Origin of the sequence: Rosenbergiella sp. YN46 (genome assembly GCF_036620675.1) — a bacterium.
GTDB lineage: Bacteria > Pseudomonadota > Gammaproteobacteria > Enterobacterales > Enterobacteriaceae > Jejubacter.
On the sequence record NZ_JAZHEE010000001.1, the window covers coordinates 254,953 to 271,858 of the forward strand.

General features: G+C 56.2%; 15 protein-coding genes. 8 read left to right on the forward strand and 7 right to left on the reverse strand.

Annotated elements, in window-relative coordinates; genetic code table 11:
* The first annotated feature begins 151 nt into the window (after positions 1-151).
* The 3 genes from V3W49_RS01185 (at position 152) to deoR (ending at position 2,341) form a co-directional block, all read left to right on the forward strand.
* On the forward strand, positions 152-886 hold the full coding sequence (locus V3W49_RS01185; RefSeq protein WP_500143121.1) for a phosphatase PAP2 family protein: 735 nt from the start codon (positions 152-154) through the stop codon (positions 884-886).
* Between the two features lies 1 nt (position 887).
* A complete protein-coding gene (gene ybjG / locus V3W49_RS01190; RefSeq protein WP_500143122.1) occupies positions 888-1,496 on the forward strand; it encodes an undecaprenyl-diphosphate phosphatase in 609 nt (202 codons plus the stop codon).
* A 77-nt stretch (positions 1,497-1,573) separates the two neighbouring features.
* Positions 1,574-2,341, forward strand: coding sequence for a DNA-binding transcriptional repressor DeoR (gene deoR, locus V3W49_RS01195; protein WP_500143123.1), 768 nt, complete (start codon positions 1,574-1,576; stop codon positions 2,339-2,341).
* A 30-nt stretch (positions 2,342-2,371) separates the two neighbouring features.
* On the opposite strand, the gene dacC is transcribed toward deoR, so the two are convergent.
* On the reverse strand, positions 2,372-3,586 hold the full coding sequence (dacC, locus tag V3W49_RS01200) for a serine-type D-Ala-D-Ala carboxypeptidase (protein ID WP_500143124.1): 1,215 nt from the start codon (positions 3,584-3,586) through the stop codon (positions 2,372-2,374).
* Positions 3,587-3,820: 234 nt separating this feature from the next.
* Between dacC and V3W49_RS01205 the strand changes: the two genes are divergently transcribed.
* The gene (locus V3W49_RS01205) at positions 3,821-4,447 is read left to right on the forward strand and encodes a glutathione S-transferase family protein (protein WP_500143126.1); all 627 of its coding nucleotides are present in this window, start codon (positions 3,821-3,823) and stop codon (positions 4,445-4,447) included.
* Here V3W49_RS01205 and V3W49_RS01210 read toward each other — a convergent pair.
* Positions 4,444-5,562, reverse strand: coding sequence for a PQQ-dependent sugar dehydrogenase (locus V3W49_RS01210; RefSeq protein WP_500143127.1), 1,119 nt, complete (start codon positions 5,560-5,562; stop codon positions 4,444-4,446). The genes V3W49_RS01205 and V3W49_RS01210 overlap by 4 nt on opposite strands.
* Positions 5,563-5,723: 161 nt before the next feature.
* On the reverse strand, positions 5,724-6,386 hold the full coding sequence (locus V3W49_RS01215; protein WP_500143129.1) for a COG3904 family protein: 663 nt from the start codon (positions 6,384-6,386) through the stop codon (positions 5,724-5,726).
* Between the two features lie 1,193 nt (positions 6,387-7,579).
* On the opposite strand from V3W49_RS01215, the gene V3W49_RS01220 reads away from it, so the two are divergent.
* The 4 genes from V3W49_RS01220 (at position 7,580) to V3W49_RS01235 (ending at position 10,714) form a co-directional block, all read left to right on the forward strand.
* Positions 7,580-8,029: an STM2901 family protein gene (locus V3W49_RS01220; protein ID WP_500143130.1), complete on the forward strand. Its 450-nt coding sequence runs from the start codon at positions 7,580-7,582 to the stop codon at positions 8,027-8,029.
* Positions 8,022-8,336, forward strand: a complete 315-nt coding sequence (locus V3W49_RS01225; protein WP_500143132.1) for a DUF1493 family protein — start codon at positions 8,022-8,024, stop codon at positions 8,334-8,336. The genes V3W49_RS01220 and V3W49_RS01225 overlap by 8 nt, the downstream gene beginning before the upstream one ends.
* Before the next feature lie 536 nt (positions 8,337-8,872).
* Positions 8,873-10,207, forward strand: coding sequence for a 30S ribosomal protein S12 methylthiotransferase RimO (gene rimO, locus V3W49_RS01230; RefSeq protein WP_500143134.1), 1,335 nt, complete (start codon positions 8,873-8,875; stop codon positions 10,205-10,207).
* 96 nt (positions 10,208-10,303) lie between these two features.
* Positions 10,304-10,714, forward strand: a complete 411-nt coding sequence (locus tag V3W49_RS01235; RefSeq protein WP_500143136.1) for a hypothetical protein — start codon at positions 10,304-10,306, stop codon at positions 10,712-10,714.
* 858 nt (positions 10,715-11,572) lie between these two features.
* Here the strand turns inward: V3W49_RS01235 and gsiD are convergent.
* The 4 genes from gsiD to gsiA are packed head-to-tail and all read right to left on the reverse strand — an operon-like array spanning position 11,573 to position 16,902.
* Complete coding sequence (gsiD, locus tag V3W49_RS01240) at positions 11,573-12,484, reverse strand: glutathione ABC transporter permease GsiD (RefSeq protein ID WP_500143138.1); 912 nt, start codon at positions 12,482-12,484, stop codon at positions 11,573-11,575.
* A 2-nt stretch (positions 12,485-12,486) separates the two neighbouring features.
* On the reverse strand, positions 12,487-13,407 hold the full coding sequence (gsiC, locus tag V3W49_RS01245; protein WP_500143139.1) for a glutathione ABC transporter permease GsiC: 921 nt from the start codon (positions 13,405-13,407) through the stop codon (positions 12,487-12,489).
* Positions 13,408-13,430: 23 nt separating this feature from the next.
* The gene (gsiB, locus tag V3W49_RS01250; protein WP_500143141.1) at positions 13,431-14,975 is read right to left on the reverse strand and encodes a glutathione ABC transporter substrate-binding protein GsiB; all 1,545 of its coding nucleotides are present in this window, start codon (positions 14,973-14,975) and stop codon (positions 13,431-13,433) included.
* A gap of 37 nt (positions 14,976-15,012) precedes the next feature.
* Positions 15,013-16,902, reverse strand: a complete 1,890-nt coding sequence (gsiA, locus tag V3W49_RS01255) for a glutathione ABC transporter ATP-binding protein GsiA (RefSeq protein ID WP_500143143.1) — start codon at positions 16,900-16,902, stop codon at positions 15,013-15,015.
* Positions 16,903-16,906 lie beyond the last annotated feature (4 nt).

A 16,906-nucleotide genomic window follows, 5' to 3' on the forward strand; every position in this document is an offset into this window, starting at 1 on the left:
CACGAAAGGAAAAGGCGCGCAGAGTGTAATGAAATTCCGGTTTTCAGCAAAGCAAAATATACCTTTGTTCAGGATTTCCCTCTGTCGTTTAAGGTTTTCTTCATTCAGCACCACTATCCTGACGCCACTCCCGTTTGCTGCGAATTTGTTTATGTCATTGATTCAGACCGGGCGCGCCACGTCCGATGTGCGGATAAATAAGAAAAACCTGCTTTACGCCCTGCCGCGTAGCTTCTACCTTTACCAGGCTTTCGGGCTTACGATCTGTGGCGCCATCTTTATCTGGCTGTCGCGCAGCGAAACGCTGGATCGTCTGCTGACCGGTTACTGGTACGATGCAGCGCGCCATCGCTTTCCCTGGCGTCATAGCCGCTGGCTGGAGCTGTTGAATCATCAGTTGCTGAAGGATGCCATCATCGCCGCCGCCGTTCTTCTGTTGCTGCGTGGCGTTTTCCGCCGCCAGTCGCGCCCGGCGGTAGTCGCGCTGTTAATGGGGCTGGGCGCGTTAAGCGTGGGAATTCTGAAGGCCACCAGCTATCACAGCTGTCCCTGGGATCTGGTGGAATATGGCGGTCAGGCCGTGGGTTATCCGCTGTTTGGTCAGATTCCGGCCGACAGCGGCTCCGGGCGCTGTTTTCCCGGTGGGCACGCCTCCAGCGGCTTTATGGCGATGGGGTTATTTTTTCTGTTTTATCCCGAGCGCCCCCGGCTGGCCTGGGGCTGCTTTCTGGGGGGAATTGCGCTGGGATTGATCATGGGCTATGGCCAGGTCATGCGCGGCGCGCACTTTTTTTCCCACAATTTGTGGGCTGGATGGTGGGTCTGGTTGACCCAGGTCACGCTCTGGTGGGCCGTGACCACATTACGTAAAAAGGAATCTGTATAAGATGTTAGAAGAGCTCAATCGAAGCTGGTTTTTACTGATTAACGCAACGCCCGACAGCACCGGATGGATGCTGGACAGCGCCCAGTATATTGCGCGCGATCTTATCCTGATTATGCCGGCGCTGGTGGTTATTCTCTGGCTATGGGGCCGTAAGCGCGAAGTCACCGCCCAGCGCCGGATGGTTCTTAAAACCGCCATTGCGCTGGTAGCCAGCCTGGGCATTTCCTGGTGTATGGGGCATCTGTTTCCTCATGCCCGTCCTTTTGCTATCGGTCTGGGCCATAACTTCCTGTATCACGCGCCGGATAACTCCTTCCCGAGCGATCATGGCACCACCAGCTTCACCTTCGCGCTGGCTTTCCTGTTCTGGCATCGCCTGTGGTCCGGCGCACTGCTGATGGCGGCAGCCGTCGCTATCGCCTGGTCCCGGGTTTACCTTGGCGTCCACTGGCCGATGGATATGGTGGGCGCACTGTTCACCAGTCTGTGCGGCTGCCTGATAGCTCAGCTCATCTGGAACCACTGGGGGCCTCAGCTTTATCAGCGCATCTCTCAGCTCTACCGCTACTGCTTCGCCGTGCCGATTCGCAAAGGCTGGGTGCGTGACTAGCCGCTCCGGCGCCGTTAAGATAGAACCTCGCCTCCCCTCCCCTGCGGAGGGGTTTTCTTTTATGCCGTGGAGAAGCTATGGAAACACGCCGGGAAGCGCGTATTGATCGCCTGGTTCAGGCACTAAAACGCAGCGACAAACTGCGTCTGAAAGAGGCCGCCGCGCTGCTGGGCGTATCGGAAATGACGGTGCGTCGCGACCTTCACGACGAACGCCAGCCGGTGGTGCTACTCGGCGGCTATGTGGTGCTGGCGCCCGGCAGCACGGCGGGCAGCCACTATCTGCTTAGCGATCAGAAAGGGCGTCACGTCCGGCAGAAGCGTCAGGCGGCCCGACTGGCGGCGGAGCTGGTTCAGGCTCACCAGACGCTGTTCTTCGACTGCGGCACCACCACGCCGTTTATTATCGAGGCGCTGCCCCAGGATCTTCCCTTTACCGGCATCTGCTATTCGCTGAACACCTTTCTGGCCCTGAGCGAAAAGCCGGCGTGCCGGGTGATCCTGTGCGGCGGCGAATTCCAGCCCGGCAACGCCATCTTCCGGCCGCTTAATTTCCGCGAGATTCTCGGCAATCTGTGTCCCGATATCGCCTTTTTATCTGCGGCAGGCATTCATCCCCAGACAGGGGTGACCTGTTTTAACCTTGAAGAGCTACCGGTAAAGCAGTGGGCGCTGGAAATGGCTCAACAGCGGGTACTGGTGGTGGATGAAAGCAAATTCGGCAAGGTACGTCCGGCCTGCATGGGGCCGCTGTCGGCGTTTGATATGCTCATCAGTAATACGCAGCCGCCGGAGTCCCTTATCGACCAGGCCCGAAGCCAGGGCATCACGCTGCGTCACGAATAAGGGCCTGACGGCCCTTATTCGCTATCGCGTTCAGGAAAAGAAGCGTTCAAACCAGCCGCCGGTCCACTGATCCACCTTCATCAGAATGAAGTCCAGGATGCGTCGGAAGAAGCCCCCCTCTTCCACCGGCTCCATCACCACCAGCGGGCGCTGTTCGATAGACTTACCGTTAAGCTGAAAATCGATGGTACCCACCACCTGCCCTTTCTTCAAAGGCGCAGTCAGCTGCTTGTCGTTAAGGGTATAGCTGGCCTTCAAATTTTTCAGCTGCCCCTTGGGAATCGTGATCGATCCGCTGTCACCTGCGCCCAGCTTCGCCTCTTTGCTATTGCCGAACCAGACCCGCTGGGTGACAAAAGGCGTATCCGGCTTAATGGGGGTGACGGTTTCAAAGAAGCGAAAACCCCAGGTCAGCAGCTTCTGCGATTCCCGAAAGCGGATACCGTCGGTTTTGGCTCCCAGCACCACGGAAATCAGACGCATATCGCCCTGGGTGGCGGAAGAGACCAGATTATACCCCGCTCCGGCGGTGGTTCCGGTCTTAACGCCATCCACGTTCAGGCTGGTGCTCCACAGCAGCCGGTTGCGGTTCGGCTGGCGGATGTTGTTAAAGGTAAAAGCTTTCTCTTTATTGATGGCGTACTCGTCCGGCACATCGCGGATCAGCGCCTGGGTTAACAACGCCATATCGCGGGCGGTGCTAAACTGCCCTGGCGCATCCAGGCCGTGGACGGTTTTAAAGGTGGTATTGGTCAGCTTCATGCGCTGGGCATAGCTGTTCATCAGCCCGATAAACGCATCCTGACTGCCTGCCACATAGTCCGCCAGTGCGATACAGGCGTCATTGCCGGACTGGATGATAACCCCTTTATTGAGATCCTCCACTGAAACCTGCATACCAGGTTTCAGAAACATGACCGACGAGCCGCGCAGCGCCGGGTTGCCGGTCGCCCATGCGTCCCTGCCTATGGTCACTTTATCATCAAGGTGTATTTTGCCAGCCTTCAGGGCCTGACCGACCACGTAGCTGGTCATGATCTTAGTCAGACTGGCGGGATCCAGCTTCTCATCCGCATTCCCTTCTGCCAGTACTTTGCCGCTGTCGTAATCCATCAGGAACCAGGCTTTGGCATCCACCTGCGGCGCGCCCGGCGCCTGTTCAGCCTGCACAGCAGGGGAGATAACCAGCAGCAGCGTGGCGCCTGCTGCCAATCCGCGCAACACAGAAATCGTTCTACTCGTCATATAAGCCCCGGAAATCCATTCGATCAAACTCCCCGCGAGCCGGGCGGCCCGGGAGAAACCGAGAGTAAACCCCACAAATCATCTTAAAGAAACAGCGGGTTGGTAAAGTTTGTTAAGTTTATTCGATATCGCCGACTCATGCCTTAGCCTGGGCAATTTTTTATGAGATCTGGCGCACTCGCTGGCGGCAAAGCATACTGATAATCGCCATTCCACCATGTTACGGGAGCTTTAATGATCACAGTCTGGGGCAGAGAAAATTCCACCAATGTAAAAAAAGTATTGTGGTGTCTGGAGGAACTGGGGGTAAGCCACCATTCCATCCCGGCCGGCGGCCAGTATGGTCTGACGCAGGATCCGGATTATCTGGCCATGAATCCCAACGCTCTGGTGCCGTGCCTGCGCGACGAAGCCACCGATCTGACGCTCTGGGAGTCCAACACCATCGTGCGCTATCTGGCGGCTCAGTATGGCGAAGGCGTTCTGTGGCCGTCGTCGCCCGCCCTGCGCGCGCAGGGCGAAAAGTGGATGGACTGGTCTATCGCCACCCTGGCGGGCCCCTATCGCGATGTCTATATCAGCCTGATACGCACCGCGCCGGAGCAGCGCGATCCGGCCGTGATTGAGCGCGGTAAACAGGCCAGTGAAGCGGCGTTCGCCATTCTGGATGCGGCGCTGGCAAAAAGCCGCTGGCTGGGAGGAGAGACGTTCGGGCCCGGTGATATCGCCCTCGGGCCCTTTATTTACGGGCTGTTTAATCTGGATATCGACTGGGCGCCGCGACCCGGGCTACAGCGTTGGTATCAGCAACTGTGCGACCGCCCGGCATTCCGTAAAATCGTGATGCTGCCGCTCAGTTAATCCCGCGCCGGGCTCACCTTCAGCAACTGGCCGTCCGATTCATCGGTCAGTACGTACAGGTAGCCGTCCGGCCCCAGCTTCACGTTACGGATCCGCTGGTTGCGCCCGGTCAGCAGGCGCTGTTCATCCTTCACCGTATCGCCGTCTACGGTCAGGGCGATCAGCGCCTTCTCTTTCAGGGCGCCGATAAACAGCTTCTGGCGCCACTGCGGGAATTTATCGCTGTGATAAAACGCCATGCCGCTAATAGCCGGAGACACTTTCCAGTGCCAGATGGGTTGTTCCATACCCGGCACGTCACCGCCCCGGGTTTCCGGGTAAGCATCGCCGCCATAGTCGATGCCCCAGGTGGCAACAGGCCAGCCGTAGTTGGCGCCCGGACGGGGAATGTTAATTTCATCCCCGCCGCGCGGGCCATGTTCATGCAGCCAGATCTGATGGCTCCAGGGATTCAGCGCCAGCCCCTGGGGATTACGAATGCCGTAAGACCAGATCTCCGGACGCGCGTCTTTACGCCCCACATACGGGTTATCTTCCGGAACCGCGCCTTCCGCCGTCAGACGAACCACCTTCCCTTGTAGCTTAGTCAGATCCTGAGCGGTGTTACGCTGATTATTTTCCCCCAACGCCACATAGAGGTAGCCTTTATCGTCAAAGGCCATGCTACCGCCGAAGTGGTTGCCGGTGGAAAGCTTCGGCTGCTGACGCAGCACCACCCGAAAATCCTCGAGCCGATTCATGGCCTGATTCAGCTTGCCATAGCCCACCGCCGTTCCCGCTTTGCCGTTTCCGTCGCCTTCGGCATAGCTCAGCCACACCCGACGGCTGGTGTTGAAATCGGGCGCAAGCAGCACATCCAGTAGTCCTCCCTGACCGTTGGCCCAGACTTCGGGAACGCCGATGATAGGATCGGAAAGCCCAGTACCTGGCTGCCAGCGTTTTAACTGTCCATCTTTCAGGGTGATTAAAATGCCTTGATTATCCGGCAGGAAAGCCAGCGACCAGGGGTGATCCAACTTACTTTGCAGCACGTCGACCTGAGTCCGGGCGGCCAGTGCGCCGTCTGCAATCAACAGCGCCAGTCCGGCAATTAGCACGCGGGGGAAAAATGCCATGGCGGTCTCCTTTATTCTCGCTCCCATAAGACTAGACAGTCATGGCTCAAAAGAAGCTGAATTTACATAATATTACCCCGCCGAAGCGCAGGCGAACCGCCGTTATCTTTATAACGATTGCCACTTTTTATTATCGAACCAGCCCGTATTTCACGAAACGTTTAGCGCCCGACATTAGATTTTCGTAACTTTTTCATTGCCATCGCGGTATCTGGCCTGATTTTGTTAAACTGTCGCTTATCCTGCTGAGTAAGATAGTAAACGTCAGACGGTGGCGTTTTGATCATATGAAGCTGGATATTACCGGGAATGCCCAGATACTCATACAGTTCCATTATTTTCACCGATACCGACCTGGCAAGATCGGAGTCCACGCCATCGATATTCACCCGATGAACGCCAATAACACTGCGGGGAGAGGCAAAACGCTCTTTGCCGGAGGCGAAAATAAGTACGCAGGCGCTAATACACTGGTTGCCCGTCAGCACTATTGTACTCACTTTATAGCTAAGCACCGACTGCAACATAAGATAGGCTTCATAAACATTACCCCCCGGGGAGTTTAAATCCAGAACCTGTATCGGTACATTTTTAGCTCTCCATTTTTCCAGCAGATAGCGAAACTGCTGCGCATCGCCACGAACAATTTCGCCGGTCATTTTTACATAAGGCACATTGTTTTTTGTTACGCCGGATTCAAGCCTGGCGGCAACGGACTGAAAGGAAAGGATAAGCAATGACAGAGCAAGAAAGAATCCAGCAACGAGCTGTTTTATAAACACGTCCTTGACGGCATAATTACCCTGGTATGAGATAAGAAACATAGCGTCCTCCCTGAAATTACCCACTTATTAAATAGTGTTTTTCCACCGGGTACAAATCATCAATGAACTCACTCCTTCTTCTCAGGCATCTAATCTTAGCCATCCGCCGCGGCTTCATTCGCAGTTAAACCCGGTAAAGTAGGATGACAAACCCAGCAGCCCTTATATTTTAAGAATATGGTTCAGGCCATAATCTCAAGCACAGGCAAACTCAACGCGTACGGAAGTACCGATGAACACCACAGCACTATTTAATAACGTCATTCCCGGCACTCCTCTCACATCTTTTTTCAGGAAGCATCTCACGTCTATATTGCAAAAGAGGCTCCTTTCGCTATTAACGAAAAGAGCATTCACATTAAAAGGGGTAAAATCTTTCGTGTTAATAATCCGGGCATCCGCAGGAAGAGCGTTACCCGTTTTAGATGTGGGTTATTCTGGCGTATGATGCCTTAATGATTGGCAACCATAATTCAATACAATAGTCCGACCGGGACATAGAATCTAATAAGCAATGTTAAAGGGGTAGCAGAATTATCAACAAACCTAACGTTGAATGCTTTCGGATTGATGATTACTTCCTGTGGAAATAAGAGCCATTTTTCACAGCGAAATCCCCCCTGACAAGATGCTTTTACCGATCGCAGCCAACGCTGGAAGGCCGCTCAACGATTGAGCCATTGACGCCCGGTACCGGCAGATTCATTGGCTTACTCACAAAAGCGGGTATATGCCTGAGTGAATAAACTCACGGCCTGGCGACTCACAACAAACAAAGCCCGAACAACCCTCACCGGTTTGCAGTACCCATCCGAACAGGAACCCTGTAAAATCCCAGCCCTGATAATTCCATAAACGATGAATTTTTGAGCTTATGAGCAATGTGAACCCGGCGCCGAAAATCGGTTTTGTCTCTCTCGGTTGCCCAAAAGTCAAAAATAATACTTCGTTATTATTCCTGCTTAACCAAGTTGCTTCCCTGGGCTGGAACCTAAGCCAGGGAAAGAAAGCGGACACAAGGGGTAGCCGCCCCGTAGGGACCACGACACGGCAGTACGCAGCGCAGTATCAGGAACGACAGTAGGCTGCTCCCCTTGTATTTTTCAGAATATGGCAGCAAGACTGAATATGGAATGTATAAAAAATCATCGGTATAGTTAACCTTAACAGTGCCAACAGGTGAGATAATATGGATGGATACGATAGAACAGCTTAACGGAACATACTTTTTTAATGGTATGTTTGGTTTGGATAAGCATGAATTACTATTTTGGATTCTGTTGGATGAAGCAGATAAACAGTTTGGCGGCGCTTTAGATATCTTCGCCTTTTCATCTATGCTTCTGAGTTTTCCTGTTATTCCTGTACGCGGGAAGCTGGATGCAGGGAAGACGACAAAAGGAACCAGCCCTTTATCCTACGGTTTAAGAATGCTGATTAAACAGCGTTTTAGGGTAGCCCGGAGGACTCTCACATTTCAATCAATAATAAATGGTCGATGGGCCTATACTACAAACGTGGCGGCATATATGGGGCGTTGGATTCCCTGGCTTGGCGCTTTAATCACGGCGTATGATGCTTCAGTAATAACAGTGAAAACAGTCAACCGCTATAAACTGATAACAGGGGCAACGAATGAGTAAGGAAGACGAGGTAAGAATCCTCATAAAAAAACACTTTTGGGATATGCCTGATGATGCCTCTTTAAACACAGGCAAAAAGGTTGTGTTACCAGAAGATGCAGAGAACTTTTTAGAAGAATACTTTAAAACATTCAAGATTGATGTGACAGGATTTAAATTCCACCGTTACTTCCCTAATGAAGGGGTTTGGTTTCTGCCTAATGCCATTCTCCCTAAATATATGAGGACCGATAAGCATAAGCCGGAGCCACTTACCGTTGCGATGCTGATAGAATCTGCCAGAGCAGGCCGATGGCTTTACGATTGAGGGGCCAACACAGCCCCGCCATTGGATATCCCCTTCCTCTGCTAACGGCCCCGTCTGAAGACTGTAAACACCCTGTCCTGATAATTTCACAAGCGTTTAGTTTTTGAACTCATGAGTAATGAGTCTCCGGCAACGAAAATCGTTTTTGCCTCTCTCCGCCGCCAAAAAGTTAAAATGAAATGGTTTACTGAATTTGGTCACCGGAACAGAGGTGCTATGCTCACCTCAGAACACAGATGCTCCAATGAAAAAGAAGAAATTTCAGTCCTGAATTCAAACTCGAATCCGCTCCTCCTTGTATCTCAAAATATACGGCAGGATCGTCTACCGGCATAGAGGCAGTCCAACCTCCTGTGTCTGTGATCTCTTCATACTCGAGGTCATGCTCTTGGGCCAGCGGCCTTGCTTTGGAGGTTTGCCGTTCAAATGAACGTGCCAGCAGATTGCTTCTCGCTTGACCAGCGCACATAGCGGTATAATTTCCGCTTCGATAACATTAAAATCCCGCGCCATTGATGCAATGTGAGTAAATTCAAATGCCCCATACTAAAACACCTACTCATCAACCAAAAGTAGGATTTATATCTTTAGGCTGCCCGAAGAATCTGGTGGATTCAGAACGTATCCTGACCGAACTGCGTACCGAAGGCTACGACGTGGTGCCCAGTTACGACAACGCCGATCTGGTAATCGTTAACACCTGCGGCTTTATCGACAGCGCGGTGCAGGAATCGCTGGAAGCCATTGGCGAGGCGTTAAATGAGAACGGTAAGGTGATCGTCACCGGTTGTCTGGGTGCCAAAGAGGATCAGATCCGCGAGGTGCATCCCAAAGTGCTGGAGATAACCGGCCCTCACAGCTATGAGCAGGTACTGGAACACGTTCATCGCTACGTGCCCAAACCGCAGCACAACCCGTACCTGAGCCTGGTGCCGGAACAGGGCGTTAAACTGACGCCGCGCCATTACGCCTATCTGAAGATTTCCGAAGGCTGTAACCATCGCTGCACCTTCTGCATTATCCCTTCAATGCGCGGCGACCTGGAAAGCCGGGCCATCGGCGACGTACTGGCCGAAGCCCAGCGACTGGTGGAAGCGGGCGTCAAGGAGCTGCTGGTGATCTCTCAGGATACCTCAGCCTACGGCGTGGATGTGAAGCACCGTACCGGTTTCTGGAACGGCCAGCCGGTTAAAACCAGCATGGTCAACCTGTGCGAGCAGCTATCCAAACTCGGGGTCTGGATCCGCCTGCACTACGTATACCCCTATCCTCACGTCGATGAGGTAATTCCGCTGATGGCCGAAGGCAAGCTACTGCCCTATCTGGATATTCCGCTCCAGCATGCCAGCCCGCGTATTCTGAAGCTGATGAAGCGCCCGGGTGCCGTGGAGCGAACCCTGGAGCGTATCCGCCGCTGGCGCGAGATCTGCCCGGAACTGACCCTGCGTTCCACCTTTATCGTCGGCTTCCCTGGCGAAACCGAAGAGGATTTCCAGATGCTGCTCGACTTCCTGAAGGAAGCGCGTCTGGATCGTGTGGGCTGCTTCAAATACAGCCCGGTGGAAGGCGCTGGCGCTAACTCACTACCGGACCAGGTGCCGGAAGAGGTGAAGGAAGAGCGCTGGCACCGCTTTATGCAGCTTCAACAGCAGATCTCCGCCGAGCGCTTACAGGAAAAAGTGGGCCGTGAAATTCTCGTGATGATCGACGAAGTGGATGAAGAAGGCGCCACCGGTCGAAGTCAGGCGGATGCGCCGGAGATCGACGGCGTGGTGTGGCTGAACGGCGAACGCAATCTGAAGCCTGGCGATGTGGTACGGGTGAAGGTTGAGCACGCCGACGAATACGATCTGTGGGGCAGTCGGGTCTGATCCCAATGATCAGAACAAGGTCGGTCAGTTGACCGGCCTTTTTTATGGTTGATCACGGATTCGCGTGAAAGCGGAGTCCATCGGGGCGGTAGACGTTTGGCTGAATATATTGCGGTGAAGAAAGCGCTGTTTACCCCCCGTGAATTCGGGATATCACATTTACCCCGGACAAATAATGACTTTTCCGGACTCAATGATGACCCTTACCGAACAGCCTGTTTTAAATCCGGCCTCGCCCAGCCAGTGGTCTTTCTGATGCAGACTGAGGCGATTGCAGTACGTGGTCATGCCAGTGACGCTGTTTTACGGCTATGCCGTGTTCTAAAAGAATATGTCGCGCTGGTGAAGGTTCCGTTCACCTTAAGGGTATTTTTATCTGTCGGTTGCGGAACCGGTGAACGGGCCAGGGGCTCAAATGCCGCCCCTGACAACCCCGCTTTCCGGCGTGAAAATCGCCGCTTGCGCGGGCCCCTGCGTATTCCCGCCAACCGGACGGGTCGGGCGTGACGGCACCTCCTTGTGCCGCACGCCCTCAGCCCGACGTCCTGTCGGGCTGACCCTGGCCGCTGTGAATACTCCGCCGATTTTCAGGCCGGAGTATCACTGCCCTGAATCTTCTGCCCAAACTTATCCGTAAAGGTATTGCTGGTGTCATTTGAAAAAACAGACTGAAGCGACGAGGGGCTTATATCCCGGCTTAAAAAACGCCGTAGCGTTCACGCAGGGCCGGAGGAGCGACAGGATGTCGCGACAGGGCAAGGTCGCCAGGGAAGGCGACTCTTGCCCGTTCCGAAAAGCCCGGCGTGATAAGCGAAGGGGCCCGCGTCAGCGGCGTTTTTTACCGCCGGGGAGCCCGGGTCGCCAGGGAGGCGGCGACTGAGCCCCCTGGCCCGTTCACCCGCGGTGGATTAACAGAGAAGCAGTTGCCTGAAGTGAACGGAACAGCCCACCACATCATTATATTCTGCCGCTTTTATTCTGAAACCAGGCGCCAGAGCCACTTGTCACCCTCACCCCGGCCCTCTCCCGAAACGGGAGAGGGAGTTTCCCGGCAATGAACGGAACAGCTCGCCGCATCGTCATATTCTGCCGCTTTTATTCTGAAACCGGGCGCCGGAGCCGCCTGTCACCCTCACCCCGGCCTTCTTCCGAAACGGGAGAAGGAGTTTCCCGCCAATGAACGGAACACCCGCCGCATCATCATATTCTGCCACTTTTATTCTGAAACCGGGCGCCGGAGCTGCCTGTCACCCTCACCCCGGCCCTCTCCCTGAAGGGAAAGGGCGTTTTCCCGACCCACCGGCGGTGAATCAGCAGAAAAGCAGAAACCTGAAGTGAAAGGAACCGGCTGCGCAACAAACCTTTTCACTCCTTAATCTTCGGATCCAGCGCATCGCGCAACCCATCGCCCAGCAGATTAAAGGCCAGCACGGTCACAAAAATCGCCAGGCTCGGAAACAGCGCCACGTGCGGTGACATCACCATATCCGACTGCGCTTCGTTAAGCATCGCGCCCCACTCCGGCGTGGGCGGCTGCGCCCCCAGCCCCAGAAACGACAGGCTGGCGGCAGAGATAATCGCGGTGCCGATGCGCATAGTGAAAAAGACCACGATAGAAGAGAAAGTCCCGGGCAGGATATGCCGCAGCACAATCACCCGGTCCGGAGCGCCGATACTGCGCGCCGCCTCGATAAAGGTCTGGTGCTTCAACACCAGGGTGTTGCCGCGCACCAGCCGGGCAAAGGCGGGAACGCTAAAAATCGCCACCGCGATGACCACATTCGCCATGCCGCTGCCCATGATAGCCACCACCGCAATCGCCAGCAGGATCCCCGGAAAAGCGAACAACACATCACAAATGCGCATAATGATCCGATCCCACCAGCCTTCGTAATAGCCCGCCACCAGCCCCAGTAACGTACCTATCACACCACCAATCAGTACCGAAAACAGCCCGGCCGCCAGCGAAATACGGGCGCCGACCAGTACCCGGCTAAAGATATCCCTCCCCAGAGAATCCACGCCGAACCAGTGCATGGCCGACGGGCCTTCATTCAGCCGGTCATAGTCAAAATAATTTTCCGCATCGAACGGGGCCAGCCACGGCGCCAGCAGCGCCGCGGCCAACAACAGCAGTACAACGATACCGGCGATCATCGCCACCGGCTGGCGAGAAAAACGGCGCCAGAACTGCGCCACAGGAGTTCGCACCGGCGGTTCACGCAACGCCGGCATCGCATTGACGAGCGCCTGACGGCGCCAGTTAATCAGTCGCATCCTTATCGGTACCTGATGGTTGGGTTAATGGCGGCGTAGAGAACGTCCACCGCCAGATTGATCAGGATAAACTCCAGCGAAAACAGCAGCACCTCGGCCTGAATCACCGGGTAATCGCGCATCTCCACCGAATCCACCAGCAGTCGCCCCAGTCCCGGCCAGTTAAACACCTTTTCCACCACGATCGAACCGCCCAGCAAAAAACCGAACTGCAGCCCCATCATAGTCACCACCGGGATCATGGCGTTACGCAGGCCATGCTTTATCACCACCAGACGTTCGCTCACCCCCTTGGCCCGGGCGGTACGCATATAATCTTCCTGCAATACCTCCACGAAGGAGGCCCGGGTGAAACGGGCCATCACCGCCGCCACCGCGGCTCCCAGGGTAATCGACGGCAGAATATAGTGGCGCCAGCTCTCGGCCCCCACCGTCGGTAGCCAACCCAGCTCCACCGAAAAGATCTGCATCAGCAGCATCCCCAGCGCAAAAGCAGGAAAGGAGATCCCGGAAACCGCCAGCGTCATGCTCAGCCTGTCCGGCCAGCGGTTACGCCACACCGCGGAAATCACGCCGGTACACAGGCCGAACAGCGTGGCCCAGATCATGCTGGTCAGCGTCAGCCAGAGCGTGGGTAGAAAGCGACTGGCTATCTCTTCCGCTACCGGGCGATGCGACGCCATTGAGATACCAAAATCTCCACGCAGTACGTTGCCACACCAGGTCAGAAACTGCTGCCACAGCGGCAGATCCAGCCCCAGTTGGCTGCGCACCAGCGCCACCACTTCGGCATCCGCTTCCGGCCCGGCAACGAGCCGCGCCGGATCCCCCGGCAGCATATGGACGAACAGGAAGACCAGCACAGCCACGATCAACAGCGTGGGAATCAGCCCCAGCAGGCGTTTAATGATGTAATTCAGCATGGATTAAGCCTGTCCCGCAGGAGTCACTTTGTAGACTCGTTAAGATCGGCGTTTTCAAAGCTGAAGCCAGTGTCCGGCATCACATAGAAACCGGTCAGCGTCTTATCGTGAGCCGATACCAGCTTTTCCACCACCAGCGGCACCCAGGGGGCCTCTTTCCAGATGGTATCCTGCGCCTCTTTGTAGAGTTTGCCCTTCTGCGCATCATCGGATGTCTGCAGCGCCTGCTCCAGCGCTTTATCCACCTGCGGATTGCTGTAGAAAGCGGTATTGAACAGCGTCGGCGGCCAGTTGCGGCTGGCGAACAGCGGCGACAGCGCCCAGTCCGCTTCGCCGGTGGAGGCGCTCCAGCCGGTATAGAACATCCGCACCCCACTCTCTTCCTGGCTCTTCCCTTCCACCTGGGCGGCGCGCTGGCCGGCATCCATCGCCGTCACCTTCGCCTTAATGCCCACCTGAGCCAGCTGCTGCTGGGTAAATTGCAGCACCTTACGGGCGGTGCTGTGATTGTGGGACGACCAGAGCGTGGTGGTAAAGCCGTTGGGATAGCCAGCCTCTTTCAGCAACTGGCGCGCTTTGGCCGGATCGTACGGCCAGGGCTGATAAGACTGAGCGTACGCAATCGCGGGCGGCACTACGCCGGTGGCAGGATCGGCATAGCCGGAAAAGGCCACCTTCACCAGCGCCTGGCGGTTAATGGCATAGTTGATGGCCTGGCGCACCTTCAGATTATCGAACGGCTTGCGGGTCACGTTCATACTGATGTAACGCTGCATAATGGAAGGCGTGGTCACCAGCTCCAGCTTCGGGTTATTTTTCAGCCGTGCCGCCTGCTCGAACGGAATCGGGAAGGCCAGATTCGCTTCACCGGTCTGCAACATAGCGGCCCGGGTATTGTTATCCACCACCGGGCGCCAGGTAATGGTATCGAGCTTCGGTAACCCCTTCTGCCAGTAACCCGGGAACTTCTTCACCTTCACAAAATCGGTCTGATTCCAGGTGTCGAGCTGATAAGGCCCGGTGCCCACCGGATGAAAGCCAATGTCTTTACCGTACTTCTTCAGCGCCGCCGGCGAGATCATCGCCGTTGCCGGATGCGCCAGAATATTAATAAACGCCGAGAACGGCTGTTTAAGGGTGATTTTCACCGTCAGCGGATCCACCACTTCGGTACTGGCGATATTGCGGTACAGGTTATAGCGCTTCAGGTGGTTATCCGGGTTGCTGGCGCGATCGAGATTCTCCTTTACCGCCTGGGCGTTGAAGTCGCTGCCGTCCTGGAACTTCACGCCGTCACGCAACTGGATGGTATACACCCTGCCGTCTTTTGATACGCTGTAGTCCTTCGCCAGCACCTTCTGCACCTTCATCTCTTTATCCAGGCCGAACAGCCCCTGATAGAAAGATTTCGCTACCGCCTGCGACAGCGTATCGTTAGCGTCGTACGGGTCGAGGGTAGTGAAGTTCGACCCAACGGCGACCACCACATCTTTGGCGGCCAGGGCTGGCGTGGCGGCAGCCAGGGCCAGCGCCGTTGCGATCAGGCGTCCTGCGGTTTGTCTTTTCATGCTTGTCTTCTCCTGTCATTTCCCTGTCTTGCGCCGGTTACTGCGCCGGCCTGTTATCGTCGTTGCGTGTTGTCTGTTCTGGCTCTATACCGGCAACGTAGTGGCCGGGGCCTACTTCGATGAGCGCAAGCGCCTCTGGCTCGTCGCCCGGGCGTCGGGCGACGCCCGCGACCTCATCGGAAAGCAGGATGCCCTGGGGGCGCCGATAGCCGGGATCGGCCACCGGAACCGCCGCCATCAGGCGCCGGGTATAAGGGTGGCGCGGATTCTCGAATACCGCGCGCCGCGGGCCTATCTCGACAATCCGCCCCATATACATCACCGCCACCCGGTGGCAAATGCGCTCAACCACCGCCATATCGTGGGAGATAAACAAAAAGGCGATACCCAGTTCACGCTGCAGACTGAGCATCAGGTTGACTATCTGGGCGCGGATCGACACATCCAGCGCCGAGACCGCTTCGTCGGCGATCACCACCTTCGGCTTCAGGGCCAGCGCCCGGGCGATGCAGATACGCTGGCGCTGGCCGCCAGAGAATTCATGGGGGTAGCGAACCGCGTGCTCAGGACTCAGCCCAACGCGCTCCAGCAGCCACGCGGCCCGCTCCCTGGCCGCTTTACGGGAAGCGCCGTGCAGCAGCATCGGCTCCATAATTGCGTCGCCCACGGTACAGCGGGGATCGAGGGAGGCATAGGGGTCCTGAAATATCGCCTGGATATCCTGGCGCAGGCTGCGCATTTCCCGGGGGCTCATGGTGTCGATGCGCCGTCCTTCAAAGGTAATGGTGCCGCCCTGGGTTTCCACCAGACGCAGCAGCGAACGCCCGGTAGTGGACTTACCGCAGCCCGACTCCCCCACCAGCCCCAGGGTCTCGCCGGGCCGCAGATCGAAACTGATCTTTTCTACCGCGTGCACCACACTCTGCACCCGGTTAAAAATACCGCCGCGCAGCGCAAAGCGAGTAACCAGATCGCGGACTTCCAGCACCGGTTGAGCATCAGGCGCGACCGTATCCTGTTCCCGCTCATCCAGCGGCGCGTCAGGCTGATTCGGGTCAATCAGCGGAAATTCACGCGGCAGCGAATGACCGTTCATCGACCCGAGCTTCGGCACCGCCGCCAGCAGCGAACGGGTATAGGGGTGCTGCGGTGCTGAAAAAATCTGGCGCACTTCGCCGCTTTCCACCGCCTCGCCGCGGTACATCACCAGCACCCGATCGGCGATATCCGCCACCACGCCCATATCGTGAGTAATAAAGATAACCCCCATCGCCATTTCGCGCTGCAGGACGTTAATCAGCTGTAGAATCTGGGCCTGAATGGTGACATCCAGGGCCGTGGTGGGTTCGTCGGCGATCAGCACCGCCGGGCGGCAGGAGAGCGCCATGGCAATCATCACTCGCTGGCGCATGCCGCCGGAAAGCTGATGCGGATAGCGGCGCAGCATCGCCTTCGAATCGGGAATACGCACCAGATCCAGCATCCGTTTGGCGTCATCCATCGCCTCTTTATGGCTCATGCCCTGATGCAGACGGATCGATTCGGCGATCTGCTCCCCTACGGTAAAAACCGGGTTCAGGGAGGTCATCGGCTCCTGAAAGATCATCGCCACATCAGCGCCGCGCACGCCGCGCATCCGGGCGTCGCTTAGCTCCCGCAGATCGACCACCTGTCGGTTACGGCGGCGCAGCAATAGCGGGCCGCTCTTTACTTCGGCACTCTGTGCGGATAGCAAACGCATCAGCGCCAGCGCGGTCACCGATTTACCGGAGCCGGATTCGCCAACAATGGCCAGGGTTTCGCCCCTGGCCAGGGTGAAAGAGAGATCGCGAACCACGCGGGTCTGCTGCCCCTCATGACGGAACCCCACGTTCAGATCCCGAACCGACAACACACGATCGGCCGACAGTTCATGGCTATGAGGCATCCGC

What these genes read in the sequence shown, in the direction of transcription:
- V3W49_RS01185 (WP_500143121.1), top strand. Translation starts at nt 152, where the DNA reads ATGTCATTGATTCAGACCGGGCGCGCCACGTCCGATGTGCGGATAAAT.
- ybjG (WP_500143122.1), top strand. Translation starts at nt 888, where the DNA reads ATGTTAGAAGAGCTCAATCGAAGCTGGTTTTTACTGATTAACGCAACG.
- deoR (WP_500143123.1), top strand. Translation starts at nt 1,574, where the DNA reads ATGGAAACACGCCGGGAAGCGCGTATTGATCGCCTGGTTCAGGCACTA.
- dacC (WP_500143124.1), bottom strand. Translation starts at nt 3,586, where the DNA reads ATGACGAGTAGAACGATTTCTGTGTTGCGCGGATTGGCAGCAGGCGCC.
- V3W49_RS01205 (WP_500143126.1), top strand. Translation starts at nt 3,821, where the DNA reads ATGATCACAGTCTGGGGCAGAGAAAATTCCACCAATGTAAAAAAAGTA.
- V3W49_RS01210 (WP_500143127.1), bottom strand. Translation starts at nt 5,562, where the DNA reads ATGGCATTTTTCCCCCGCGTGCTAATTGCCGGACTGGCGCTGTTGATT.
- V3W49_RS01215 (WP_500143129.1), bottom strand. Translation starts at nt 6,386, where the DNA reads ATGTTTCTTATCTCATACCAGGGTAATTATGCCGTCAAGGACGTGTTT.
- V3W49_RS01220 (WP_500143130.1), top strand. Translation starts at nt 7,580, where the DNA reads ATGGATACGATAGAACAGCTTAACGGAACATACTTTTTTAATGGTATG.
- V3W49_RS01225 (WP_500143132.1), top strand. Translation starts at nt 8,022, where the DNA reads ATGAGTAAGGAAGACGAGGTAAGAATCCTCATAAAAAAACACTTTTGG.
- rimO (WP_500143134.1), top strand. Translation starts at nt 8,873, where the DNA reads ATGCCCCATACTAAAACACCTACTCATCAACCAAAAGTAGGATTTATA.
- gsiD (WP_500143138.1), bottom strand. Translation starts at nt 12,484, where the DNA reads ATGCGACTGATTAACTGGCGCCGTCAGGCGCTCGTCAATGCGATGCCG.
- gsiC (WP_500143139.1), bottom strand. Translation starts at nt 13,407, where the DNA reads ATGCTGAATTACATCATTAAACGCCTGCTGGGGCTGATTCCCACGCTG.
- gsiB (WP_500143141.1), bottom strand. Translation starts at nt 14,975, where the DNA reads ATGAAAAGACAAACCGCAGGACGCCTGATCGCAACGGCGCTGGCCCTG.
- gsiA (WP_500143143.1), bottom strand. Translation starts at nt 16,902, where the DNA reads ATGCCTCATAGCCATGAACTGTCGGCCGATCGTGTGTTGTCGGTTCGG.